This window comes from Pseudomonas monteilii (assembly GCA_001534745.1).
In the GTDB taxonomy this organism is placed as follows: domain Bacteria; phylum Pseudomonadota; class Gammaproteobacteria; order Pseudomonadales; family Pseudomonadaceae; genus Aquipseudomonas; species Aquipseudomonas alabamensis.
In genome coordinates this window covers 1,531,641-1,557,466 of sequence record CP013997.1, presented here as the reverse complement: position 1 = coordinate 1,557,466, position 25,826 = coordinate 1,531,641, and the positions used below count along the sequence as shown (strand labels likewise).

General features: G+C 59.3%; 13 protein-coding genes and 1 tRNA gene. 3 read left to right on the top strand and 11 right to left on the bottom strand.

Going from position 1 to position 25,826, the window contains the following annotated elements; translation table 11 throughout:
- Positions 1–24 precede the first annotated feature (24 nt).
- Positions 25–1,146: a muconate cycloisomerase gene (locus APT63_06900; GenBank protein ID AMA45381.1), complete on the bottom strand. Its 1,122-nt coding sequence runs from the start codon at positions 1,144–1,146 to the stop codon at positions 25–27.
- Between the two features lie 132 nt (positions 1,147–1,278).
- Here APT63_06900 and APT63_06895 point away from each other — a divergent pair, with 132 nt between their 5' ends.
- Both APT63_06895 and APT63_06890 read left to right on the top strand, forming a co-directional pair.
- Positions 1,279–2,193 carry a transcriptional regulator gene (locus tag APT63_06895; protein ID AMA45380.1) on the top strand — a complete coding sequence of 305 codons (915 nt, stop codon included), beginning with the start codon at positions 1,279–1,281 and terminating at the stop codon, positions 2,191–2,193.
- A 258-nt stretch (positions 2,194–2,451) separates the two neighbouring features.
- Positions 2,452–3,291: a 3-oxoadipate enol-lactonase gene (locus tag APT63_06890; protein AMA45379.1), complete on the top strand. Its 840-nt coding sequence runs from the start codon at positions 2,452–2,454 to the stop codon at positions 3,289–3,291.
- On the opposite strand, the gene APT63_06885 is transcribed toward APT63_06890, so the two are convergent.
- The 4 genes from APT63_06885 to APT63_06870 form a co-directional block, all read right to left on the bottom strand.
- Complete coding sequence (locus APT63_06885) at positions 3,288–3,728, bottom strand: transposase (GenBank protein ID AMA45378.1); 441 nt, start codon at positions 3,726–3,728, stop codon at positions 3,288–3,290. The two genes, APT63_06890 and APT63_06885, sit on opposite strands and share 4 nt — an antisense overlap.
- 35 nt (positions 3,729–3,763) lie before the next feature.
- Positions 3,764–4,144 carry a transposase gene (locus APT63_06880; protein AMA45377.1) on the bottom strand — a complete coding sequence of 127 codons (381 nt, stop codon included), beginning with the start codon at positions 4,142–4,144 and terminating at the stop codon, positions 3,764–3,766.
- Positions 4,145–6,553: 2,409 nt separating this feature from the next.
- A complete protein-coding gene (locus APT63_06875; GenBank protein AMA45376.1) occupies positions 6,554–6,910 on the bottom strand; it encodes a hypothetical protein in 357 nt (118 codons plus the stop codon).
- Positions 6,907–8,823 carry a hypothetical protein gene (locus APT63_06870; protein AMA45375.1) on the bottom strand — a complete coding sequence of 639 codons (1,917 nt, stop codon included), beginning with the start codon at positions 8,821–8,823 and terminating at the stop codon, positions 6,907–6,909. Before APT63_06870 ends, APT63_06875 begins: the two co-directional genes overlap by 4 nt.
- Positions 8,824–8,869: 46 nt before the next feature.
- Between APT63_06870 and APT63_06865 the strand changes: the two genes are divergently transcribed.
- Positions 8,870–9,286 (top strand): hypothetical protein, encoded by a 417-nt coding sequence (locus APT63_06865; GenBank protein AMA45374.1) that lies wholly within the window; start codon positions 8,870–8,872, stop codon positions 9,284–9,286.
- 1,416 nt (positions 9,287–10,702) lie between these two features.
- Here the strand turns inward: APT63_06865 and APT63_06860 are convergent.
- From APT63_06860 to APT63_06835, 6 genes are all read right to left on the bottom strand, one after another.
- Positions 10,703–20,461, bottom strand: coding sequence for a hypothetical protein (locus APT63_06860; protein ID AMA45373.1), 9,759 nt, complete (start codon positions 20,459–20,461; stop codon positions 10,703–10,705).
- 24 nt (positions 20,462–20,485) lie between these two features.
- Positions 20,486–22,171, bottom strand: a complete 1,686-nt coding sequence (locus APT63_06855) for a ShlB family hemolysin secretion/activation protein (GenBank protein AMA45372.1) — start codon at positions 22,169–22,171, stop codon at positions 20,486–20,488.
- Positions 22,172–22,620: 449 nt separating this feature from the next.
- Positions 22,621–22,697, bottom strand: a tRNA-Pro gene (locus APT63_06850).
- 103 nt (positions 22,698–22,800) lie between these two features.
- Entirely contained in the window at positions 22,801–23,157 is a 357-nt protein-coding gene (locus APT63_06845; protein ID AMA45371.1) for a MerR family transcriptional regulator, read from the bottom strand.
- On the bottom strand, positions 23,138–23,440 hold the full coding sequence (gene ihfA / locus APT63_06840; protein ID AMA45370.1) for an integration host factor subunit alpha: 303 nt from the start codon (positions 23,438–23,440) through the stop codon (positions 23,138–23,140). The genes APT63_06845 and ihfA overlap by 20 nt, the downstream gene beginning before the upstream one ends.
- Before the next feature lie 3 nt (positions 23,441–23,443).
- On the bottom strand, positions 23,444–25,822 hold the full coding sequence (locus tag APT63_06835) for a phenylalanine--tRNA ligase subunit beta (protein ID AMA45369.1): 2,379 nt from the start codon (positions 25,820–25,822) through the stop codon (positions 23,444–23,446).
- Positions 25,823–25,826: the final 4 nt, after the last annotated feature.

The window sequence follows — 25,826 nt, the reverse complement described above, 5'->3', positions numbered from 1 at the left end:
GAACTCCTTGCGTTGAATACGTAATCAGCGACGGGCGAAACGCGCCAGACGCTGTTCGTCCAGGGTCAGGCCCAGGCCTGGGGTACGTGGAACATGCAGCTGGAAATCGCGGTACTGCGGCGGCTCGTTGACGATTTCTTCGGTCAGCAACAGTGGCCCGAACAGTTCAGTCCCCCACGTCAGCTGGCGGAGGGTAAGAAACGCATGCGCCGAGGCCAGCGTACCGATCGAACCTTCGAGCATGGTCCCCCCATACAGGGCGATGCCGGCAGCTTCGGCGATCTGTGCGGTGCGCAGCACGGCGCGTGGCCCACCATTCTTGGCGATCTTCAGGGCAAAAATGCTGGCGGCTCCATCGGCAGCCAGGCTGAAGGCATCCTCGACGCTTTCGATCGATTCGTCCGCCATGATCGGTGCCGGGCTGCGCTGGTTCAGGCGGACCTGGCCACCACGATTGATGCGCGATATCGGTTGCTCGATCAGATCGATACCGTTGTCGCCAAGTACCTGGCAGGCGCGAATGGCCTGGGACTCGTCCCAGTACTGATTGACATCGACCCGCACGCTGGCGCTGGCGCCCAGTTCGTGCTTGATCGCCACCACGTGCTTGAGGTCCTGCTCTACGGGGTTGGCGCCGATCTTCAGCTTGAATACCCGGTGTCGGCGGATTTCCAACATGTGCTGGGCTTCGGCAATGTCCCGTGCGGTGTCTCCGCTGGCCAAGGTCCAGGCCACTTCCAGGCTGTCGCGCACACGGCCGCCCAGCAGTTCGCTGACCGGCAACCCCAGGCGCTTTCCCTGAGCATCGAGCAATGCGCTTTCGATGCCGGACTTGGCGAAGGTGTTGCCCTTGGCCAACTTGTCCAGTTTGAGCATGGCGGCATTGATGTTGTCGGCAGCCATACCGATCAGCGCCGGCGCAAGATACGCGTCGATATTCGCCTTGATGCCCTCGGGGCTTTCATAACCGTAGGCCAGGCCACCAATGGTGGTGGACTCCCCGATGCCTTCCACGCCATCGCTGCAGCGTAGCCGCAGAACGACCAGCGTCTGTTGCTGCATCGTGTGCATCGCCAGTTTGTGCGGGCGGATGGTGGGCAGGTCGACGATCACTGCATCAATCTGTTCGATAACGGCGTCAGGCATAGGTCCTCAGGTCCGCTCATGGCCTGATCAGGAGACGATCAAGCCCAAAATTTACTTGATAATTCAAGCATTGCGCGAGACGCTGCCCACGTCCAATATCAAATAAATCTGCAACCATACCTAGGAGATCTGATGGAGCTTCGTCACCTTCGCTACTTCAAGGTCGTGGCAGAAACGCTCAACTTCACGCGAGCCGCCGAGGTCCTGCACATTGCCCAACCGCCCCTCAGCCGGCAAATCGGCCAGCTGGAAGAGCAGTTGGGCACGCTGTTGATTCACCGCGAACGCCCTCTACGGCTGACCGAAGCTGGACGCTTTTTCCATGAACAGGCTTGCATGCTGCTTGAGCAAGTGGACAGCATCAGCGAAAACACACGGCGCATCGGCCGCGGACATAGACAATGGTTGGGGATAGGGTTTGCACCCTCCACGCTGTATGCCGTTCTCCCGGAGCTGATCCGGGAATTGCGTCAGGACGCTGAACTGGAACTGGCGTTAAGCGAGATGACCACGCTCGAACAGGTGGACGCACTCAAAAGCGGCAGGATCGACATCGCATTCGGTCGACTGCGCATCGAAGACCCCGCCATTTTGCAACTGACACTTCTGGAGGATCCGCTCGTCGCCGCCCTGCCCCGCGGTCACCCCTTGGCCGGGAAGTCGGTGAGCCTGGACCAGCTAGCGCGTGAGCCCTTCATCTTGTACCCGTCCAATCCCAGGCCGAACTATGCAGACCATGTGCTGGCGTTGTTTGCGCACCACGGCATGAGTGTGCAGGTCAGTCAGTGGGCAAACGAGTTGCAGACGGCGATTGGCCTGGTCGCAGCTGGCGTGGGCATAGCCCTGGTACCGTCCTCGGTGCAGCAGCAACATCGCACCGACATCAATTATGTAGGCCTGGTCGACACCAGTGCGGTGAGCCCGATCATCTTGAGTCGCCGCATGAACGATCACAGTCCGTTGGTGCAGCGGTGTCTTTCCATCGTCAAACGCATTGGTTCACGCATGACGGAGGGCGCTCCTGGCGATGACGACGGAACGCATTGAGACGAGAGGTTTGAGCCTCCACCTGGCGACTATCGGAATGCAGTACAAAGCGTTCGATGATCGCACAGCCATTCGCTTATCCGATTGTAAACCTTCTGCCCTTCTCCTTACCCTGAGCACCTGACGCTCGCTGACCGAAAGCCTGCAGAGAGTGGCCATTCTCCGGCGTTGCGAAACCCTGCAGCCGTTTACCAAGCATGGCGATCTGCCTATGAAGGGGTTCCCAGGCGCAACGGACGGCATCGTTTGCATGACGCCATGGAGAGGGCCAGACCCTTAACGTTTCAATGCCCGAAGGAGACCCCTGTGGCGCACGTGCAATTAGAGAATGTCGCGTTGAATTATCAATTGGATGGCGAGGACGATGCGCCTGTCTTGATGCTGTCCAATTCACTGGGCACCGACCTTGGCATGTGGGACGCCCAAGTTCCCTTGTGGCGCCAGCACTTTCGCGTGCTGCGTTATGACACCCGTGGCCATGGCTCATCGCAGGTCAGCGAAGGCCCCTACACCATCGAGCAACTCGGCCACGATGTGCTGGCTCTACTCGATGCCTTGGGTGTCGAAAAGACGCATTTCGTCGGCTTGTCGATGGGCGGCCTGATCGGCCAATGGCTGGGAATCAACGCAGGCGATCGCCTGCACAGCCTTACCCTGTGCAATACGGCCGCCAAAATCGCCAACGAGGAGGTATGGAACACCCGCATCGATACCGTACTTAAGGGCGGCCAACAGGCCATGGTCGATTTGCGTGATGGCTCCATCGCCCGCTGGTTCACCCCACGATTCACCCAGGAGCAGCCGGAAGAGACCCAGCGCATTTGCCAGATGCTGGCGCATACCAGTCCGCAAGGCTATATCGCCAACTGCGCGGCAGTACGCGATGCCGACTACCGTACGCAACTCGACCGCGTCAACGTACCCACGCTGATCATCGCGGGTACCGAAGACGTGGTGACCACCCCAGACCATGGCCGGTTCCTGCAGGCTGGTATCAAGAATGCCGAGTACACCGAATATCCGGCGGCTCATCTTTCCAATGTGGAAGTCGGTGAGGCGTTCAGTCGGCGGGTGCTGGATTTCCTGATGGTGCACTAGGCTCTGTACGAAAAGAGATGTCGCAAACACCGCATGGAGCAAGCCAGCGAGACCATGGCGGCATAACTTTTCGCGAGCTTGTCAAAGCGGGTCACGATCCGGCGGTTCTCTTTCAGCCAGCCAAACATGCGCTCGATGATGTTGCGCTGTCGGTATTTGGGCCTGTCAAACAGTCTTGGTAGGCCAGGCTTGGGCTTGCGCTTCATCGAGCGCAGCGGGATAACGGGTTGCATTCGATATTGATCGCAGTAGCGGCGTAGCGCTTCGGCGTCGTAGCCCTTGTCGGCGAGCAGCCATTTGCAGCGCTTGCGCGGGCGGCCACGTTGGTTCGATGGAATGCTGACCTCGTCCAACAGTGGTTGTGCGTAGCTGATGTCACTGGCTTGACCGCCAGAGAGGAGGAAGCGCAGCGGTGTTCCGTTGGCGTCGCAGAGCATGTGGATTTTGGTAGTCAGGCCGCCGCGACTGCGGCCTAGAGCACGATCGGCAGACTCGTCAGGTCCCCTTTTTTCCCGACGCCATATGAGGCTCGGGTTGCGCGTACTGCAGTTGAGTCGATCATCCAGGTTTGCAGATCGATCAAGCCCTGCTCATTCAATCTCAGGTGCAGACGTTTGAGCATCTGCTCGAAAGTCCCTTGGTTTCGCCAGCCCCGAAACCGTTGATACACCGTTGACCATGGGCCGAAGCGCTCAGGCATATCTCGCCATGCAGCACCCGAGCAGAGTACCCACAGCACACCATCGAGCATCAGTCGGTCGCTCAGTCGCGGCCGGCCCCGGCCATGGGTTTCGATGAAGAGATCGGAGACCACATCCCAGGCCTCGTCCGTGAGTTCGTAGCGCCTTGCCATCACAGAATTCCTTTCCGTTAATGGCGCGTGACTCTACAAAATCTCAGGGCTGGAGCAGCGGCGATTAGGTTTCTCGAGATTTCGTACAGAGCCTAGTTAAGAATTAGCTAGCATGATCAGCACTCCCACGCTGACACAAAGAACAACACCGGCGCAGAGCCGGTGTTAGATAAAAATCCTATTAATTAGGATTGGTAATCATCAAACTCCCAAGAAAACACCTTCCCTAGTTTTATCACGATAGCTTCCCAGCTATCCCCCTCGCAGCGACTCACATATTCATGAATCAATCCATTAATAGTCGAAAAATCATACTCTCGGACAATTAATAAACCTCTCCCCCAACGAGGTTCCCACATTGTCTTTTCTAGCCACATTGGAGTGCAAATGAAAAGCTCAAAATCGTCTGCCCCTTGTGTGCAATCAAGCCCAATTCGAATACGAAGACTTAAAAAAAAGTTGTCCACGTTCTCAGGAACAAATGTCTCGACATCAAAAATGTCATTAGAAATACCTTTTATGACAGCACGCATCGTTCCTCCTAGTCAGCCACATCCATATGACCGTTACTTACTTTTACGCGTTGACCTGTTACCGGATTTATATTGTAAGTTTCAAAATTAGCCTGCACGCCTGTCGTTGCAAAAGGCGAATCTTTGGGTGTTGGCGGCCTATATACACAAGTGCCGTCTGCGCTAATCAAACCAAGCCCATCACTTGTTTTTTTCGCTCCATCTCCAACCCAGATTTTACCCAACTGATTAGCTTCGAAAGATGTGCCTTGGCCTATAGAGAGGTTCGGATTTTTCGTTCCACTGCCGTTCACAGCCGCAGCTAATCTTGAATCCTGGGCTGCAATATCACTCAGATCTTCTTGTATCAGTTGATCCTTCAGCTTTGGATACAAGGCCGCATTCTCAGCGCCGGCGCTAACAGCTCCACCTTTTGCACCATTTTAAACGTTACGCAACGTCCACCATCGGCAGCTGACGTCTGGCTCAAATATCACTCTGGCTTCCGAAAGCGACTCGCAAACATCAAATACAACATGAAGTCCAGCCCCGGAACCATCCCGCACTAGCTCAATCGATTTGACATTTTCTGAAGAAACAACTGCCAGCTCTTGCATAGAAAGTCTCAGTACCATCTGGAAAGATTTCATCACAGCACTAAAAGACACATCAACTTCAATCTCACTATTTTTTGATTTTTTTGTATACCGACATAGAGCCAAGGCAGGATCAACCTCCACAGGCTCCATACCAAACTCCTCCAAAAAGTCATTTACATCTGGAAACTTCATTACAATCTCCTCAGTGAAGCGGTATCACTGCGCTGAGTTTACGAGTTCCGTCATCAAGAACTTGGAATGTACTTTGAAAATTAGCAGCCTTACCCGATGGCCCTATAAACAAAGACTCTCTGACCTCAAATTTTCCATACTGATTGGAGAACGTACTCATCACATTGCCGTCAGTTTTGGCAGAAAGGACCAAGTGATCAGTAAGCATCTGACGACCAGTGACAGTGTCCGGAACACCAAGCCTCTTCATTTCGAGCGCAAGCTGATTTGAACGAGCGGCATTATGGGAGCTGCTAACGACACGGCCAAACATGTAGTCAAATTTACCCGGGGCAATTTCTAACCCTTTTGCACCACTAGTAAACCCCCCAGCAATCTTCCTATAAGCTCTCTCAGCCGCTCCAAGCGCAGTAGCTCCCGCCCCCACTATAGCCGCATCCTTGAGCAACTCAGTCGTCGCGCTTTCGTCTCCTGGGAAGGTACCCAACTGGAAGGAATCCGCAACCCTCTGTGGCTCACTAGACTGAAAGTCAGCTGTGATTCCTTTAGCCGATTCCCATGCATCCTGCAGCGACAGGGTGCCCAGCGTACCGAGAGCAGCAGGTACTGTACAGGTTACGATACCGACGCAAGCGGGTGATGTGGCGATCATACCGCCGTATCCTCCCGCCCCGCCCGCAAGCCCGACGGCTGTATCTCGAGCTGCGCCTATTTTCTGCACAGCGTTGCCGTAGGCACCGAACTGGTCGTCACTCCAATCGATGAAACTACGCCCATCGAATTGACCCGTTCCTTCGAGGAGCGCGACTTCTTCCTGATACGTCTCGCCTCTATCCTGAAATGCCTTCCTCTCTAACTGAGCCGTCTTTAAAAGTTAGTTGCCTAGCATCCGCATGGATACCGGACTGAATATTCGCAGTTACATCAATGTTTACAGCTCTCGGCGTGTGCGCATTTTTCCCACCAAACCGAGGCAGTGTGGGCTTTGTAGCAGAGCCAGCTTGCTCTCCTATAGGCATTTGCACTTGTGGCCTCAGTAGCTACAACCTCTCCCGTTGTAGCAGTAGCCTTTGCACCAACCTGTCAGTAAAGCCCATCAAAAACCGTCACTCTTCGTCCCAAAAATTCCCTGGCGGCGCATACTCACCATCCTTCAAGACAACACACCACCCGAAATTTGAATAAAACATTTCCAGCCCAATGACCTTATAAACATCAGGCTCAACTTCCTCTAAAGTAATGAGGCTATTCGCGCAGTGAGTATATTGCCCCCCCCCACCTGCAATCGCCCTTAACTCCAACTCATCACGATCCCATTCAAGCACGACTCCAGATGCCTCAGGAACGGTATCCGAAAAAGAGACCTCAAATTCTTTAGAGATCTTGCACAAGCAAGGAATTCGCTCCTGCCCGAGCAACTGTTCAGTATGCATGTTTTTGGGAAATCTGATATTTAATTTCATTTCAAAGCACTCCGAGGAACAACAACCTCACCCGAAAAATTTCTTTCAAAGGTATTAACAGGACTGAAATACTGCTTACCATGAGGATCACGAACAGCCACAACAGAAATGCCACTTCTTATTGTAACACCATCTACCACAACAAAATGGGAAAAACCAGAGCCTGTCGTCTTGTCAATAATTCGAGCAACTACTGGCGTTCCGCTTGAGGTATACCTAGCCAAATCAGCGGCATTTCTGCCTCCAAAGGCACTTGCAGGAATACCTTCAGATTTCATCAGGCTAGCAACATCCTGAGCAAAAATCCCTTTTTCAGAAGGCGGGAGCTTTTGGATGAGAGTGTCTATATTAACTTCCTTGCCCAACGTATTCAGAACCATCCCACAAGAGTTGTGACCGCAGGTAGGCATAGGTCCTTGATCCACGATCAGACGATCACCGCCTCTCGGTATCGCATCATCAAGCAACGGATTTCTAGCGCCCGTGCCTGCAACTTCTCTAGCCGTCCCAGTCGCTTTTGCACCACTAGTAAACCCCCCAGCAATCTTCCTATAAGCTCTCTCAGCCGCTCCAAGCGCAGTAGCTCCCGCCCCCACTATAGCCGCATCCTTGAGCAACTCAGTCGTCGCGCTTTCGTCTCCTGGGAAGGTACCCAACTGGAAGGAATCCGCAACCCTCTGTGGCTCACTAGACTGAAAGTCAGCTGTGATTCCTTTAGCCGATTCCCATGCATCCTGCAGCGACAGGGTGCCCAGCGTACCGAGAGCAGCAGGTACTGTACAGGTTACGATACCGACGCAAGCGGGCGATGTGGCGATCATACCGCCGTATCCTCCCGCTCCGCCCACAAGCCCGACGGCTGTATCTCGAGCTGCGCCTATTTTCTGCACAGCATTACCGTAGGCGCCGAACTGGTCGTCACTCCAATCGATGAAACTACGCCCATCGAATTGACCCGTTCCTTCGAGGAGCGCGACTTCTTCCTGATACGTCTCGCCTCTATCCTGAAATGCCTTCCACTGGCTGTATTGCGGATCATCCGTGGGGATCGACTCTGCACATCGCGTCAGTGCACAAGCGGCCGCATTTAGCCGATCAGCTTTTTCGGGATGGCGTTGCCGCTGCTCATCCAGTGCCTGAGTTTGGGATTGGTGCAGCATGTGGTTGTACTGCGTGGCATTCTTTGCCACCCAACCGCCTTTCTCTATCGAACTGGCGTCCGCATCCCCCCGACTAGCCGCCGCCATTACACCTACGACTTGAGAACTCATCGAAAGCAGCGTCTTGTCGCCTCTGACCAGCGTGTTCAGATAACCCACCGCAGCTTCGTTGAGGCCTGCTGCCAATGCGCCGGTTCTGAAGTCGCCGCCGGTTGCCTCTGCGAGAAGACCACCGACCATGGCATGCACCATGATTTTTGGCGGATAACCTTCCGTCAGGCGGTTGTTCGTGTAGTCGCCGACGGCATTGAAACTGACTGCCGCCAAGGTATTGAACAATGCACTCTTGAGTGCGTCACTGCCGCTTCCACCTTGGCCCAGCGCCTTGCCCAGCAACATGGACGTGCCGTTCTGCAACGTTTGATTCGCGGCAAACTGTCCGACGCCAGACCAGGTGTTCAACGGCGCGGAAGTAACTTGCCCGGTCGCGTAGTCGGTCTCGGTTCCGGTCCAGCCGTCAAAGTAGGTTGCGGTCAGACCTGCGGTGGCGCCGGCAACTGCATAGCCTTTTATGGCATCTGAAGATGTGACGTCCTTGAATACCGCACCCAGGTTGCCTTGGTTGTTGACGACACTGACGGTAGCCTTGCTCGCAGCGCCTGCGGCCACGGCGCCTGTAGCGGCTGACACGCCGGCGGCCGTCTCTGCGGTAATGGCCCCTGAAGCCACCATGCCACCGGTGGCACCACCCATCGCACCTGCCGCCATCGGGCCGACCACTGCGGCCATGACGATGGCGATGATGATCTGCGAGGCCGGGCCGAGACCCGAGTTGCTGTACTTGAAGCTGTCGTGGATCTCCTTGACCTGCCGCCAATCGACGTTGCCACGTCACCTGGGCCAGGTACAGGGTCGGCACCAGCACGGTCTGGCCGTCGATGACGCGGTTTTCCATCCACACGATGTCGTGGGTCAACGCGCCGACCTGCGCGCCGATCAGGGCCACGCCCAGGCTCAGGTTGAGGGCGTCCTTGCTGGCCAAGGCGTTGTCCATCAGGTAGCGGTACTGGTCGTAGTCGCTGACCAGGCCGTCGGCGAGGAAGCGCTGGGCGTTTGGTGCGTTGAGGCGCGTGGCCGAAGAGTTTATAGTCCACCCGTCGCCCACAGGCGACTCAGGTTTGGCGACCTGACGGTAGAGAAATGTGCAAGCTCGTAGCTTTTGTGCAGCTACGTGTGCGCCTGCAAAGTCGCTATATGACGGCTGTGCGTGGGAGACCTTCGGGTCTGCCGGTTTTCTCTACTGCCGGTTCGCCAACCTACGTACAGCTGTCACCCATCCGTTTGGCGACGCTTGAGTGATGGCATTTATCACTCAGGTAGAGAGTCTTAGGATGAATCGATATATTCCGCTTACCGGCCTTGATTCGAATGTTCCTGCGCTGTTGATTGATTCGCAGGCGCCTATTCATGTTCTTCATGATGCTGCTGTATATCGTATTCGTACGGTGACCGAGGCTTTGGAAAGCCTTGCATGCAAAGAAAACATAGGTGAAGACGGGTACTTGATAGATTCTTGGGTAAAACTACTAGCCACTCAATTAAGAGACGGCTGCGACTTGCTGGATGTAGTCAATAGAAAGCTCAACTCTGAGAGCTAACCTTAGAGTGGGCAGTCGAAATATTACTGCCCACCTACCTACGCTAGGTTGTTAAAGAACAAAACCCCATCAATCAAATTAAGGATTAGAGTAGGCCATTCACTAGAAATCCGCAAACAAGCACCTGTATAAACTGACACTTTCGAGACAGAATCTCATCAGCAAAAATATCTTCTCTAAACTTAAAAAGTGATTAATAAGCATTAAAGGTGAAAAATTGGTTTAGAAAGCCGAACGACTAGCACTCTCAAAATTCGATCTCTATATCCAAAGTTAATAATAACCGGAAATTCTCCATCAGCTTTCAAGCGGATGAGGTCGGTCATTCCACTGCGCTCGATGAAGCGCAAACCCAGGCCTGGCTTGCCCCGGTTGTTTGACCGACCCAAGTACCGTAAACGCAACGTTATCGACCGTATGTTTGGCTGGCTGAAAGAGAATCGCCGGATCGTCACGCGCTTCGACAAACTCGCAAAAAGCTACGCCGCCATGGTCTCACTGGCTTGTGCCATGCGGTGTTTGCGACATCTTTTTTTGTACAGAGCCTAGCGAAGCCCACGGCCATCGCGGGCTATCATATCCATAAACCATGTATCAAAGTAAACGCCTTAGCTTTATCTATCTCATATATAACGGGAGCCACCTCTTTAGCTATCAGAGATATAGCCTTCAATTACACATACCTCAGAAACATCACAGTCGGGATAAATCCACAGCTTCCAGTTGTCAATAATCCATTCTTTCCGAATGCCGCCCGCCACCGAACAACATTCTAGTGGCAAATTAACAACAATTAACCCAGCTTTGTATCCTGAGGTAACTATCAAGCCGTATGGTCTCTCCTCAATTTGAGTTTCATATAGCATAAAATCTATTGTTTCTTCATACGGGTATTTTGCTCGAAACCTGAATACAACGCCTCGATCAAAACTAGAACCTTCAAAGTCCTTCAAACTAGCTTGTTTAGACATTATTTATTTAACCCTCAGATCGTGACCACCAGATTTATCTGCGCTTTTTGTCCCTTCAAAATCAAAGTTCACCTCCCCTAAGTGCTTACCATTTCTCGGGTTTATTACTTCTAAACGGCCATGCTGTGTATCCAGCGCATATATATTCCCATCATTGGATTTATATACATCACGCCCATTCAGCTTAGACAATTTTTTGTCTTTTACCAGCCCGTTATTTGTAGCAACTTTTTCAGCAGTACTTTTAATCAAAGCCACTCTTTCCCCAGGGGGCAATGAGATCAAGCTTCTCTCGAACTGGGCTATAGTCTGCCCAGCTGGCAGGGAATTTTTCGACCCAATCTTCCCAGTGATATCGCAGGGTCCTACATTATGAACCCACGTCTTCAATTCACCCACATAGAACGTGTGACCCACATCCACCGTAAGGTTATATGTCTTGCCAACCGAGAGATACAGCTCCAGCGACTCAACCTCCGACGAGCTATCCTCTGAATCCCCATCTGCCAGCGATTGCAGGCGGTCGCCAGGTTTTAGGTCGATGACAGAAACGAAGCCACGCTGCGCTGGTACGTAAAACGGATGGCTCGGAGTGACAAGCAGAGTTTCGCTCGATACCGCTTCACTCCCACGTATACTCTTGAGCTTGAGACGATAGATGGGTTGGTCTGAGCGCTGATGAGTTGCCAAAATTCTAGCAGCAAAGGGTTTTCCACCCCGCTCGGGCTTGGTCCAAACTATGTCGCCCACTTTGAGTGATTCAATGACGCGATCACCTGCAGGTGTCGACACCTTTGTCCCCGCAGCAAAACAGCAGGGGGTCCTGTCAGAGGGCCGGGGCTCGCTAGGCGACTTCTCGACAGAAACTGTCTTGCGATCGCCATGAACTCTGCGACCTGGAACTGCTCCCGTCAAAACAGAAGTAATTAACTTACCCCCGCCTACCAGTGAATTTTCAAATTCATTCCTTTCATCGAGCGTCATGCCCTCCAGGCTGTCGGCAACTGCTTTGCCCAACAGATCACTGTACTGAGCAACTTGATCTTCAAATGCTTTACCAACGGGTGTTTTAGCAACCACTTGGTGTACAGCGTACTGCGCTACCCCTTTAGGCCCCTGGGCAACGGATAGCAGTACCCCAACGGCCTCCTGTTGATCGGGATGCGCTTGAATATAGTCGCTGATCGTTGCCATCGAGCGCAAGGTAGACTGCGACAGTGTAAGTTTTTTTGTATCGCGCTCAGTGATATTTAGAGGTGGCAGTTGCAGCGCTTTGTCGTCACCCGCCTCGGCCTCTAGCGCAACACGCAATGGCGCTAACGGCTTCAGGTCAATGCCAGTCAGATAACCGATTTCTTTGATAACCGCTTGCTGGAATTCGCGGTCGGCGAGAAGCTGCATGCCCTGCTCGCTCGTTGCACCCGCCTGCATGATTGCATCGAGCGATGCTTCAGCGAAGTTTTCACCCATCCGAGCCACAACCTGGGCATCCATCTGACGGCCCGTACTGCGCTCGATCCTGTTGATCATGCGTGCAAAATCGCGGCCCGCCGTCTCGTAGTTATGTTTGGCCGTTTCATCGTATTGGGTGAGCTGCTGCCCCCACCTCTTAGCCGTCACCTTCGGCGCACTTACCGCCTCTACCGAAGACTTGGCCACATACAAATCAGTCCGATGCTCATCATCCTTAGTGACTTCATAAGCCTTACTCACATCCCGGTTCAAACCAGCACTCGAATCCTCCCCCGCAGCATCCCCACGCAACACCACATCGCCCGCACCCACCGTGCCCCGCACGATCTGCTGGCGATCCTTGTTGTAGTTCCAGCCTTCCACGCTCCAGCCGTTCTGGCCCTGTTCACCCTTGCCTACCTGACTCGGGTCTTGCGTGATGTTTTTGCCAATGCCATACGAGCCACCGACATTCAGGTAATACCCGTGCTCCTTATCCTTACCGGAAATGTCACTGAACCCAAGCGTATCCGTATCCAGCTTCAACTGACCGGTGTCGGATGCGATCAGCGCACCATCGAGCTGGGTGTGATTTTGCGTATAGATATCCAGCTGATCCTGCGCCGTAATGCTGGTCTGCTTTTCCACCCAGTTCTTGCTGCCGTTAGTCCGCCCGTAGCCGGCCGAACCGCTCAAACCACTACCCGGCCCCACCACCACCGTGGCGCTGAGGTCGTACTCCTTGCCCTCGGCCTTACCGGTATCGGGCAGCGACGTGACCGTCAGATCGCGGCCAACGCGACCGACGACCTCATTGCCGCGTAACGTAGCGCTAGCAATGTTGCTATCCCGACCACTAGTGAAAGCCAGCTGATTGCCGGCATACAGATAAGCTTCCTGCTGTTGCTGGCCCTCACGCTTTAAATTGCCTTTACCCGAGTTGACGCTGGCGTACAAACCAACGCCCTCCGAGCCCACCGCCAGCCCCACTTCACCCCCGCCACTACGACGGCTACTGGAACTGGCGCTGTCGTTCTGCGCAGCCCTGATGTTGAGGTCATTGCCCGCCTGAAGATTGATATCCCGCACGGTTTGCACCTGCGTACCGATCAGGTTCAGATCGTTGCTGGCCTTGAGGTTGGCATCGCGCCCAGCCTGCAAGCTCGTAACCGTCGAAGAGCCCTGGGTTTGATCGCCTTCAGCCACCCCACGGCTACCGCCCACACCCAACTTGAAGCCACCGCTGGTGCCGCCATGAATGCCGCTCCAGCTTTTCTTTTCACTGCTCTCTTCGCCATAGCTGCCCTTGGCCGCATCGAGCGTTACGTCACGTCCTTGGATGTTGATATCGCGCCCTGACTGCAACTGCCCGCCGCGGATACGTACGTCGTTGTTGGCAGCGATGTTCAAGTCATTGCCGGCATCCAGCGTCGAGCCACGGTTGCTCGCTTGCGACACGACTTGGCGACTGCTCTCCTTGCTTTTACCGAACTTCGCATCGGCCGTCGGCCCGCTCAGGAACTGCGAAATACTGTCCACGGCCCGCAGCGTGCTGGAAGCCTTGCTGGTAGCATCCTCGCCTTTGCCGGCACCACTGATGGCATCTTTGGTGCTGCCGAAGTTGTGGTTGATGGTGGCGGTCAAGCCATTGCGCGAGCGCTCCCGTTCCCGCTCGGTCACCAGCGATTCGCTGGCGGCGTCGACATTGACGTCGCGGCCGGCGGCCAGGTTGATGTCGTTGAAGGCTTGCAGGTCCGAACCGACTTGGTTGATGTCGCGCTTGGCGCCCACATCCAGATCGCCACCGGCGCTGATCTGGCTGGCGGCACTGGTTTCCTGAGTCAGACGGTCCTTGGCTTTGTTGCGCTCAGAGCCGGCGAACAGGCTTACACCGTTGTCGTCCGAGGAAATGCCGATGCCAGATTGCTTCTTGCTCTTCCAATCCTGGCTGGAATGGGTGTTCTGCGCCGCCAGCACGTTGACATCGCGTCCAGCTTGCAGGCCGACGTCGCCCGCTGCATCCACACGGCTGCCGACTACGTTGATGTCCCGCTCGCTGCGCAGGTAAGCATCGCGCATGGCCGTGATCTGGCTGCCCACGGCCGTGCGACCCTGCGCTTCGTTGCCCGCTTCCTTGGCCGAGGAGAACGACAGGAAGCCGCCGGACAGGGAAAGGCCGGTTTTCTTCTTGTATTTCTCTTGATGACTGGAGGCTTCGTTGTTGGCCGACAACAGGTTGATGTCGCCGTTTTTATCGACCAAGCCCGCTCTGACATCCACATCGTTCGTTGCATCCAGGGTGCTGGCCCGCAGGTTCACATCGCGACCGGACGCAATCACCGCATCGTTGCCGGCAGTCAGCTCGCTACCGACCTGATCGACGTTGCGGGTCATCTGGTTCTTGCCGCTCTTCGACAGGCCGAATGAGCCGGATTTGGTGGTCTTGCTATAGGTGCCGTGTTGCTCGACGTCGGCATTGACCGAGACATCGTTGGTGGCGCCCAGAATCAGGTCATTGCCCGCCGACAGCTGGCTACCGACGATGTTGACGTCGCGCCCGCCGTTGATACCGACACTGCCGTCGGCGGCCTTGCGGGTATTGATGGTCAGATCTTGGCCGGCATTGAGTACCGAGGCGACATTGGTGGAATCGTAAGTTTCTTCCTGACGCGTCTTCTTGCGGCCGAACGAGCCACTGCTCTTCTTGAACGAGTAGTAGGCGTTTTCATCCTGAGCCGAGGCGATGTTCACATCTTGCCCGGCGTCGAGTGCCAGGTTCTGCCCGGCGTTGGCGCGGCTGGCGACGACATTGATGTCGCGAGCGGCGTCGGTGTTCAGGTCGCTGCCGGCGCTGACGCTGGAGGACAGCTGCTTGGCCTGCGTGGTGACGACGTAGCGGTGGCCGCCCTCGAAGGTCTCGTGTTTTTGCGTGTTGTCGGTTTTTGCCAGCAGGCTCACGTCATTGCCAGCCTGCAACGCCACATCCCGCCCCGCCTGCAACGTCCCGTAGTTGGTCACATCCTGACCCGCCGACACAGCCAGATCCTGCCGCGCACTCACCCCGCTCCCGGCATCCGTCACCGTGCGATACCCCGCCCCATCGCGCACCTGGATCGCCGTACGCTCGTTGATGACGTCGCCACGCACCGCCGCCAGGCTCACGTTCTCCCCGCGAATCTGCCCTGCCATAGCATTACGGATGCTGTCCTGCGCGATCAGTTGCAGGTTGTTGCCCGCTTCCACCAAACCGCCCTGGTAAATGCTGCCGCCACTGCTCACGCTCAGGTTGCGACTAGCGCGCAGGGTGCCGACGTTGACCAGATCCCCGCCGCTGATCAGGTTCAGGTCGCGGCCCTGGATCAGGCTGCTGCCGCGCACGTTGCGGGCGTCAACCTGGGCCAGGTACAGGGTCGGCACCAATACGGTCTGGCCGTCGATGACGCGGTTTTCCATCCACACGATGTCGTGGGTCAACGCGCCGATCTGCGCGCCGGTCAGGGCTACGCCCAGGCTCAGGTTGAGGGCGTCCTTGCTGGCCAGGGCGTTGTCCATCAGGTAGCGGTACTGGTCGTAGTCGCTGACCAGACCGTCGGCGAGGAAGCGCTGGCCGGTCTGGGCCAGCACGGCGTCGCGGATCAGGCGTTGTTCATAGAGGCCGTCCCCCAGGCGCCGCCAGTTGGTGTCTGGGCCGATGTCCAGGCGTTCGAGCAGGTAGTCGGAGCCGAGGAAGCGCGACAGGTCGGTGAGGTTGGGGTTGGTTTCGATCAGGTAGTGGCCGTTCGGGTCGGGGTTGCGCACGAACAGGCCGTAGTCGCCCTGGGGCAACTGGAACGTGGGGCCGGCGGTGGGGTCGACCGCTGCGAACGGAATGCCACTGTAGTCCACCGGGGTGATGGTGGTCTGGCCATTGGCGTTGGTGACGCGCTGCACGCTGGGCAGTGCGCCCACGGTAGCGGCGCTGGCGTCGACGGCCTGTTTGTTGAGGGTGATGTCGATGCCGCCGACCGGCACGCCGGTCTGATCGTCGCCCAACTTGCCGGTGAGGATCTCCCGTGCGTTGTGCTCGCTCACCGAGCCGTTCTGCACGCTGCGGGCGACGTTCAGGTTGACCGTGCCGCCGGCTTGCAAGGTGGCGGCATAGAGCGGTTTGGTGCTGTCGCTCCAGGTGGTGACGTTGCTCTCTTCGCTGAAGCGTGCGTCGGCCGAACGGGCCTTGAGCAGCTCGAAGCGCGCCAGGTCGAAGTTGCCGGCGGCTACGGCGGCGTTGAAGGCCGGGACGTCGATGTATTCCATCTGGTCCCAGTAATCGGTGTTGATGCGCCCCGGCGTGCCGATGACGATCTTCTGCTGGCCGGTGCGTTCGGTGGCGCCGAGGTTGAGCAGGTCATTGGCGGTGATGCTGAGGTTGCCATTAGCCGCCAGCAGGCTGTAGCGGTTCTGCACGTCGCTGGCTTGGATGGTCAGGTCCTTACCGGCCACCAGACGCGCGCCGGGGCTGTCCTGGATGGCGCGCTCCAGCAGCGTTTGTTCGAGGGTGATGGTGCCGCGCTTGAACGAGTCGTGGCCGCCGCAGTGCTGGCCGCAGACCCAGCTCAGGCTGCCGCTGACGATCGACTCGCCCAGCTCGAAGGCGGCCTTGGCGTTTTCCACGCTGGCGGCATTCAAGGTGATGCCGCCTTCACTTTCTACGGTGCCGGACAGGTTGCTGAAGCGCTGGGCGGCACTGCCGTCGCGGTTGGCGACGCTCAGGTCGCCACGGCTGTACACGTCGCCATAGAGGTTGCTGAACACCGGGGTACGCAGGGCCATGGCGCCGCCGCTGAACAGCAGGGTGTCGGGGTCGTTGCTGATACGGTCGGCGTTGAGCGCGACCGCGCCCTGGGCGCCGAGGGTGCCGCGGTTGAGGATCTGCGCGGCGTCGATGGCCAGGGCCTGGCGGGCGGTGAGGTAGCCGAGGTTGTCGAGGCTGCCGGTCAGGCTCAGGCGGGCGTCGGTGCCGGCGCCGATGCGGCCGCCGTTCTGCGTGACGTTGGCGGCGCTGATGGCCACCAGGCCTTGGGCCGACAGGCGTCCGCGGTTGTTCAGGTCGCCGCTGAGGTTGAGGGTCAGGTCGCCGTCGCTGAGCAGCTCGCCGCCGTTGTCGAGGCGGGCGAGGTTCAAGGTCAGGCCGCTGGCGCTGGCCAGGCGGTCGCCCGCTTGCAGGGCCAGCGCGTCGCTGGTGTAGGTCAGGGCGCGGTTGAGCTGTACGCTGCCCAGGCCCTCGACCTGGCCGAACTGCCAGTCGCCGGCGCCCAAGGCGGTGATGCGGCCACTGGCACCGCTGACGCGGTCGAAGGCCAGGCTCAGCAGGCCGTCACTGGCATGCTCGATACGCCCGCCGCGGTTGTCCAGCAGGGCAGCCTTCAGGCTGAAGTCGGTGCTGCCGGCGGCGATGTGCCCGTTCTGGTTGAGCAGGCTGTCGGTCAGCGCGAGGCGGCTGACGTCGCTGGCGGCGATCTGCGCCGTGGCCGCGCCTGCCGGGCCATTGCCGAGCGCGCGCAGTTGGCCGTCGCGGTTGTCCAGGGTCGCGGCATTGAGCGTGAGGCGGTCGTTGGCTTCAATCAGGCCACCACGGTTGTTCACCTGAACGGCGTTCAGGTCGAGGGTTTCGCCGCTGATCTGCCCGCCCTGGGTATTGTCGAGCGTGGTGCCGCTCGAGCGCAGCACGGTCTTGGCGAACAAGGTGCCGGCGATATTGCTGAGGGTGTCGACGTTCAGCGTCAGGCCGCCCAACAGACTGGCCACGGAGCCGGCCTTGCCATCCTGGCTGCCGTTGTCGATGCGCTTGGCGGTGATGTCCACGCTGTCGCCCTGGAGGATGCCGCCCAGGTTACTCAGCGCGGCCTGGCCTAGTTGCAGGACGGTGGCGCCCCCTGTGGCAAGCACCATGCCGTTATCGTTGCTCAGCGCACCGCCGGTGTAGCGCAGGCCGTCACTGCCGGCGACCAGTTGGCCGCGCTCGGCGTTGTTCAGAGTGTTGGCCTGCAGGTCCAGCTGTTGACCGCGCAGGCTGCCGCCGCGATTGTCCACCGCTGCGGCGCCGCGCAGCGTCACGTTGTGTTCACCGGCGTCGATGATGCCGGTGAGGTTGCTCAGCACATCGCTCACGGTGAGCTGCACGTCGCCGCCATCGCTGACCAAGGCGCCCTTGCCGTCGTTGTACAGGCGCAGGGTGTCGAGGCTCAGGGTACGGCCGATCACCGTGCCGCCGCTGTTTTCCAGCCAGGCACCGCGCAGCAGCAGGCTGCCGTCGCTCTGCACCCGCCCCCCGTCGTTGAGCAGCTGGGCCTGGGTGGCGCTCCGGGCGAAGTCCAGGGTCAGGCCCTGGGTGCCGGCGGCCAGCAGGCCCTGGTTGCGGTTGTCCAGGCGTGCAGCGGTGATGGCGAGCTGTTCGCCGACGATCTGGCCCTGACGGTTGTCGAGCTGGGCGACGTCGAGGTCGAGGCGCTCACCGATGATCTTGCCCTGGCGGTTGTCGATGTCGGCCTTGGGCGCGGTTACGCGGATGTCAGTGCCAAGCAGGCTGCCGTTGCGGTTGTCCAGGCCGGTGGTGGCAAGGTCGAGATTGCCTGTCACGGCCAGCAGGCGCCCATTCTGGTTGTCGACCTCGCCTGTGGACACGCCCAGGTGCTGCTGTGCCTGTACGGTGCCGCTGGCGTTGTCCAGACGCGTGCGCGCCGTGATCTGCGCGTCGCCGCCGCTGGCCGAGAGCAGTCCGGCACGGTTGTCGAGGGTGTCGCTGCTGACGCTCAGTGTCCTGGCGTCGATCTGCCCGCCAGCATTCCCCAGCGTATCGGCATTGATGGCCAGCTTGCCGTCGACGACCTGCAGCAGGCCTTGCCGGTTGTCCAGACGCTCGAGGTTCAGGGTGACGTCCTGGCCGTTGCCGAAGAGGATCACCCCGCCCAGGTTGACGATGGCAGGCGCGGCCACGAACAGCGCCTGCTCGCCGACCACACGGGCGACCTTGCCCTGGTTGCTCAGGGTGGTGCTGGTCAGTCGAGTTTGCGGGGCCTGGAGGATACCGCTGTTGTCGATGCGCTGGCTGGCTTCCACAGTGAGGTTGCGGCTGGCTTGCAGGGTGCCGCTGTTGTCGAGCGAGGCAGCGCGCACGGTGACGTCGCCGACGGCGTTGCGGCTGTTGTCGGTTTCGATGCCGGCCGCGATGGTGCCGGGGTTGCTGAGCGTGCCGGCATTGATCTCGACCCGCTCGCGGACCGCCAGGCTCTGGCGGTTCACCAGCTCGCCAGGCGTGCGCACGTTGACGTTGTTGGCGTAGGCCTTGCCGGTCATCTCGATATGGGGTGCGGTGACGTTCAGCGCACCCTTGGCCGAGGCCTGGGCCATGTTCAGCCGGCCGTTGGCGTCGATCTGGATGTCGCCGGCACTGGCGGCCAGGTTGCCGGCGGTTTTCACGCCCACACCCTGCTCGGTGCCCACCAGCTTGATGGTGTCGGCGTACATGCCGCCGAGCGCCGAGGAATCGATGGCCAGTTGCGGTTTGTCGGCCGGGTCGCCCTGGCGCGGAGTGGTGGCCAGGGTATCGGCGTCGACGTCGTTGGCGCCGGCGACCACATTGAGCCGCTTGGCGTACAGGTCGGCGTTGAGCTTGGCCGACCGGGTGATCAGGTCGAACTGGTCGATGTTGCTCGCGTCCAGGCCCTGCCCTTCGATGCTGATGCTGCCGCCATCGACCGCGAAGTGGTCGAGCTTGCCGGTCGGGTCCAGCACGGGCTTGCCGGTGCTGAGGGTGACCCGTGGGGTGTTGATGAAGCCGCACCCGTTGCACGTCACGCCATGGGGGTTGGCGACGATGACCCGCGCCGCCTGCCCGGCCACTTCGGTGTAGCCCTTGAGCTGGGTGGCGTTGGCGCCGTTGACTTCGTTGAGAATGGTGCTCGCCGCGCGCCCGCCCAGCTGCGTGTTGCCGAGGATGTTGCCGCCCAGTTGGGTGGCCTGGATGGCTTGGGTCGAGTTGTTGAGGATCAACCCTTGGCTGTCGACGTTGTAGCGCTGGTACTGGTTGTGCGACAGGCCCGCGGCGTTCGGCGCGGCGATGTTGACCACCGGTACGCCGTTGCCGGCCTGGCCGACACGGGTGTTGGTGGTGCCGCTGACGGCGATGCCATCGGCCATCGCCCAGATCGGTTGCCAGAACATGACGTTGGCCAGCAGCACGGCCAGCAGGCGCTTGGGAATGCCGAGAAAATTCGGCCGCTCGGCCAGCGTGTCGGTGGGCTGGGCAGCCGGGATCAAGGGGCGAACGTCCATGTGGTCAACCTCGGAACAACGTCGTTAAAGATAGAAATCCAGGCGGAAGTAGATCGGTGCTTCACGGTCGAGCACGTCCGGACGTTCCAGGGAATGGGCAAAGGTGACCGCAGCCGCGACATGCTCGCCGCGGGCGAACAGCTCCAGCGAGTGGCTGCTCAGGCGGCCGTGTTCGTCGCCGTTGTAGCGGTCGTTGCGGATCACCCCTTGGTCGTAGCCCAGGGCAACGCCGTATTCCCCCAGTATCGGGCGCAATGCGTCGAGGGTGACCGGACGGGTCCAGCGCAGTTCGTTGCGCCAGTAGCCACCGCTGTCGCCGGCCAGAAACTGGTCCTTGTACCCGCGCACCGACGATGACCCACCCAGGCTCAGGCGCTGCGGGCTGTACAGCACGTCCTCGCTGCGCTGGCCGGTGGCCAGGCTGGTGAACGCCAGCTGCTCGCCCCATAGCTGGAACGGCTGCAGGTAACTGAGGGTACCGGTGTATTTGCGATAGCGTGCATCGGCTTCGCCCGGGCCTGGATCGTGGCTGGCCTGGGCGTCGAACAGGCCGATGCCCTGCTGCATGCCCAGGTCGAGGTTGACGAAGGCCGAGCCGATGCGTCGGCCGTGGTTGAGGCCCACCTGCGCTTCGCTGATGCGGTTGCTGCTCAGGGCCAGCTTGGTGTCGTCGAAGAAGTTGTTGGTGCGGATGTGTGCCAGCCCCAGGCTGACCGAGGTCTTGCTCAGGGTATCGCGATGGATGACCCGCTCGGCACTGAACTGGTGGGTCTGGCTGTCGCCGTCCTGCTTGAGCGTGCTGCCTTGCACGTCGAGGTGCGAGCGGTAGCGGCTTTCGCTATAGAAATAGCTGAACGTCCACCAACCCCAGGGAACGCTGTACGCCAGCAGGCCGTTGCGCGAGCTGCGCTGGTGGTCGCTCACCGCGTCGTGACCGCCGCGCACGCTGAACTGGTCGGCCAGGCCCAACGGGCTGTCCCACTCCAGGCCGGCGTTCCACTGCTGCTCGCCGGTACTGCGCAGGCCATCGTTGTTGCGTGAGAGGTAGGCGCGCCAGGGCTTGTCGGCCTCGTTGCGCACCCGCACATCGCTGCCGCCGACGTTTTCCCCAGGCGTCAACTCCACGCGCGCACGGTTGGACGGCAGGCGATTGAGTTGATCGACCATCTGCTCGAGGTCACGCAGGTCGAGGGGCTGGCCTTCTTCACCCGGAAAGGTCATCGCCAGCTCACGCTCGGACAGGTCACTGCCGGCGTCGCTGCGCAGTTTTTCCAGGGTGCCTTCGACCACCAGCACGTGCAGCCGGCCTGTGGAGAGGTCTTGTTGCGGCAGGTAGGCACGCGTGGTGACCCAGCCCTTGTCGAGGTAGTGGTCGGTGATGGCCTTGAGCAGTTCGTTGAGCTGCGACACCCCCAGGCACTTGCCCTGGTAAGGCGCGACCAGCGCACGGCGTTCCCTGTCGGACAGGGCCGTGGCGCCTTGCAGATCGATGCGTTCGATATCGAAGCAACGGGTGTCGGCGGGCGTCTCGGGCGCGGTCGGAAGGGCTTGCCGACCCGGCAGGTCTTGGAGTTCCTGCAGACGGCGGCGCTGCTCTTCGAGCAGACGGTCCTGCCGGTCGCGGATCAGGTCTTGTTCGCCAGGGGTTGCGGCATGGACGGAGACGCAGGCTGCGAAGACCAGCAGCCCCACACCGGGGGCCATCCACATCCTTGTAGAAACAGGCATAGAGATTCCATTTGTAATACGGCAGATGAACGCGTAAGGCATCAAGGTGGCAGCGATGCTGGCAATGCTAGCTATCTGCCATCATCCGTGAGCGCGGTGAAATGGACCGCCTCTTCGATGGAAAATTCCTTGGAGATCACGCGATGGATCTGGAGCGCGCGAAGGTGTGACGTACAGCACAGCCCGTCGATCACGTTGCCTCTATGGCCGCGCTGCCTGCCCATAGGGTGAATGGGGGTTTGCCTGGAAAAGACCGTCCGCCATGCCAGGAGCAATAGCTCTGTTGGTCACCTACATGGGAGCCTCGCACGCCGTGGATTGATTCTGACGACGCTGAAGAGAAAGCAGGTGTGGCATGAGAAATCACGCAAACGTCACGCATATGAAAAAGGCCACCCCTTACGGAAGTGGCCTCGATCATTGGGATTAGTTGGTCGGGACGGAGTGATTCGAACACTCGACCCCTTGCACCCCATGCAAGTGCGCTACCGGGCTGCGCTACGCCCCGACAAGTACAGCAGCTTTCAAAACCTCTGAAAGCGTTGAGAAATGTACCCTAACCGACTGATAAGTGAAAGCTTTTTTTCAAAAAACTTTCACTTCTCGGTGGATCACTTCTTCAAGACCCCCAGTACATCCTCCAATTCGACAATCATCTGCCGGATCATCTGCTTGTACTGGGAAGAATCTTCCTTGGCCTCATCACTGGACATGCGCAACCGCGCACCGCCGATGGTAAAGCCCTGCTCGTACAACAAGGCACGGATCTGGCGGATCATCAGCACGTCCTGGCGCTGGTAATACCGCCGGTTGCCACGCCGCTTGACCGGGTTGAGCTGCGGGAACTCCTGCTCCCAGTACCGCAGTACATGGGGCTTGACCGCGCAGAGCTCGCTGACTTCACCGATGGTGAAGTAGCGTTTGCCGGGTATGGGCGGCAGCTCGTCGTTATGGCTTGGTTCCAGCATAGGCCTCAACCCGGGCCTTCAGCTTCTGCCCTGGACGAAAGGTGACGACTCGGCGAGCGGTGATCGGGATCTCTTCCCCAGTCTTGGGGTTGCGGCCCGGCCGCTGGCGTTTGTCACGAAGGTCGAAGTTGCCGAATCCGGACAGCTTGACCTGCTCGTTGTCTTCCAGCGCATGTCGGATCTCTTCGAAGAAGAGTTCGACCAGCTCCTTGGCTTCGCGCTTGTTCAGACCCAGCTCTTCGTACAGCCTTTCAGCCATCTCAGCTTTCGTCAGAGCACCCATACGCTATTTCCTTAACGTGGTGTTCAACCCTTGTTCGAGCGAGGTGAGGATCGTCTGCAAGGTGGCATTCACCTCATCGTCATTAAGAGTGCGCGATGGATGCTGCCAGGTCAAGCCGACTGCCAGGCTTTTTCGATCCGGATCAATGCCTTTGCCCTGATACACGTCGAACAACCGCAGGTCGGTCAGCCACTCGCCTGCGTGTGTGCGGATCGTGTCGAGCACGGCGCTGGCCGAGACGTCGCGACCGGCGATCAAAGCCAGGTCGCGTCGCGTTTCGGGGAAGCGCGACAGCTCGCTGAAGGTGGGCAGGCGACCTTCGGCCACCTCGCCCAGGATCAGTTCGAAGGCGAACACCGGACGCTCCAGACCCAGGGTCTTGGCCAGCTCCGGGTGCAGGGCACCGAGGTAACCGACTTCCTGGCCGTCACGTTCGATACGCGCCGTCTGGCCCGGGTGCAGCGCCGGGTGCTGGCCTGGCACGAACGTGAAGGCGTCCAGGGCCCCGGCGTGGCCGAGCACGGCCTCGACATCGGCCTTGACGTCGAAGAAGTCCACCGCATCGCGTCCGTTGGCCCAGCCTTCGGGCAGCCGGCTGCCGGTGACCACGCCTGCCAGCATGGGTTGCTGCTTGAGTTCACCCAGCTGACCGACGAAACGCAGCCCGCTTTCGAACAAACGCACGCGGTCCTGCTGACGGTTGAGGTTGTGCTGCACGGCCTTGACCAGACCGGGCCACAGCGAGGCGCGCATGGCGGCCATGTCGCTGGAAATGGGGTTGGCCAGCAGCAGGGGCTCGACCCCTGGCGTGAACAGCTCGAACAGCTTTGGATCGATGAAGCTGTAGGTGATCGCTTCCTGGTAGCCGCGGGCGACCAGCAGACGACGCAGGGTCGGCAGCTCGCTGCGCGCTTCACCCCGGGCCTGCGGAGCCAGGCGTGCCTGTGGGTAGCGGACAGGCAGGCGGTTGTAGCCGTACAGGCGCGCCAGCTCTTCGATCAGGTCCACTTCCAGGCTGATGTCGAAGCGGTGGCTTGGTACCTCGACAGTCCACTGCCCTTCCCCGCTTGCACGGGTCGTCAGACCCAGGGCGTTGAGCAGTTGCTCGACCTGGTCGGCCGGCATCTGCATGCCGAGCATCTGGTCGATGCGCTCGGCGCGCAGGGTGATCGGGGCAACCGAAGGAAGGTGCTGCTGGCTGACGCTTTCGATGACAGGACCCGGCTCGCCGCCGACGATCTCCAGCACCAGGGCCGTCGCGCGCTCCATGGCTTCGCGCGCCAGTTGCGAGTCGACGCCACGCTCGAAGCGGTGCGACGCATCGGTGTGCAGGCCGTAGGAACGGGCCTTGCCGGCAATGGCGATCGGGTCGAAGAAGGCGCTTTCCAGGAACAGGTCGCGGGTACTGGCGCTGACGCCGCTGTGCTCACCACCCATCACACCGGCGATCGCCAGGGCGCGGGCATGGTCGGCGATGACCAGCGTATCGGGGCGCAGGCTGACTTCCTGACCGTCGAGCAGGACCAGCTTCTCGCCGGCTTCGGCCATGCGTACACGGATGCCGCCGTTGATCTCGGCCAGGTCGAAGGCGTGCAGGGGCTGACCGAGTTCGAGCATCACGTAGTTGGTGATGTCCACGGCCGCATCGATGCTGCGCACGTCGCTGCGGCGCAGGCGCTCGACCATCCACAGTGGCGTCGGGCGGGACAGGTCGACGTTACGGATGACCCGGCCCAGATAACGCGGGCAGGCGTGGGGGGCGAGCACCTCGACCGGACGCACCTCATCGTGTGCGACGGCGACCGTCGGCACGTCGATGCGGCTGACCGGCACGTCGTACAGCGCGCCGACTTCACGGGCCAGACCGGCCAGCGACTGGCAATCGCCACGGTTGGGGGTCAGGTCCACTTCGATGCTGGCGTCGTCGAGGTTCAGGTAGGCACGGATGTCCTCCCCCACCGGCGCGTCGGCAGCCAGTTCGAGCAGGCCATCGTTCTCTTCGCTGATCTGCAGCTCGGCCGCCGAGCACAGCATGCCGAAGGACTCGACACCGCGCAGCTTGGCTTTCTTGATCTTGAAGTCGCCGGGCAGCTCGGCGCCGATCATGGCGAAAGGGATCTTCAGACCCGGGCGCACGTTGGGCGCGCCACAGACGACCTGGAAGGTCTCGCTACCGTTGCTGACCTGGCAGACGCGCAGCTTGTCGGCGTCCGGGTGTTGCTCGGTGGCCAGCACTTCGCCGACCACGATACCGCTGAACTGGCCCGCCGCCGGGGTCACGCTGTCGACCTCGAGGCCGGCCATCGACAGACGAGCGACCAGCTCGTCGCGGGAAACCTGCGGGTTGACCCAACCGCGCAGCCACTGTTCACTGAATTTCATGCTG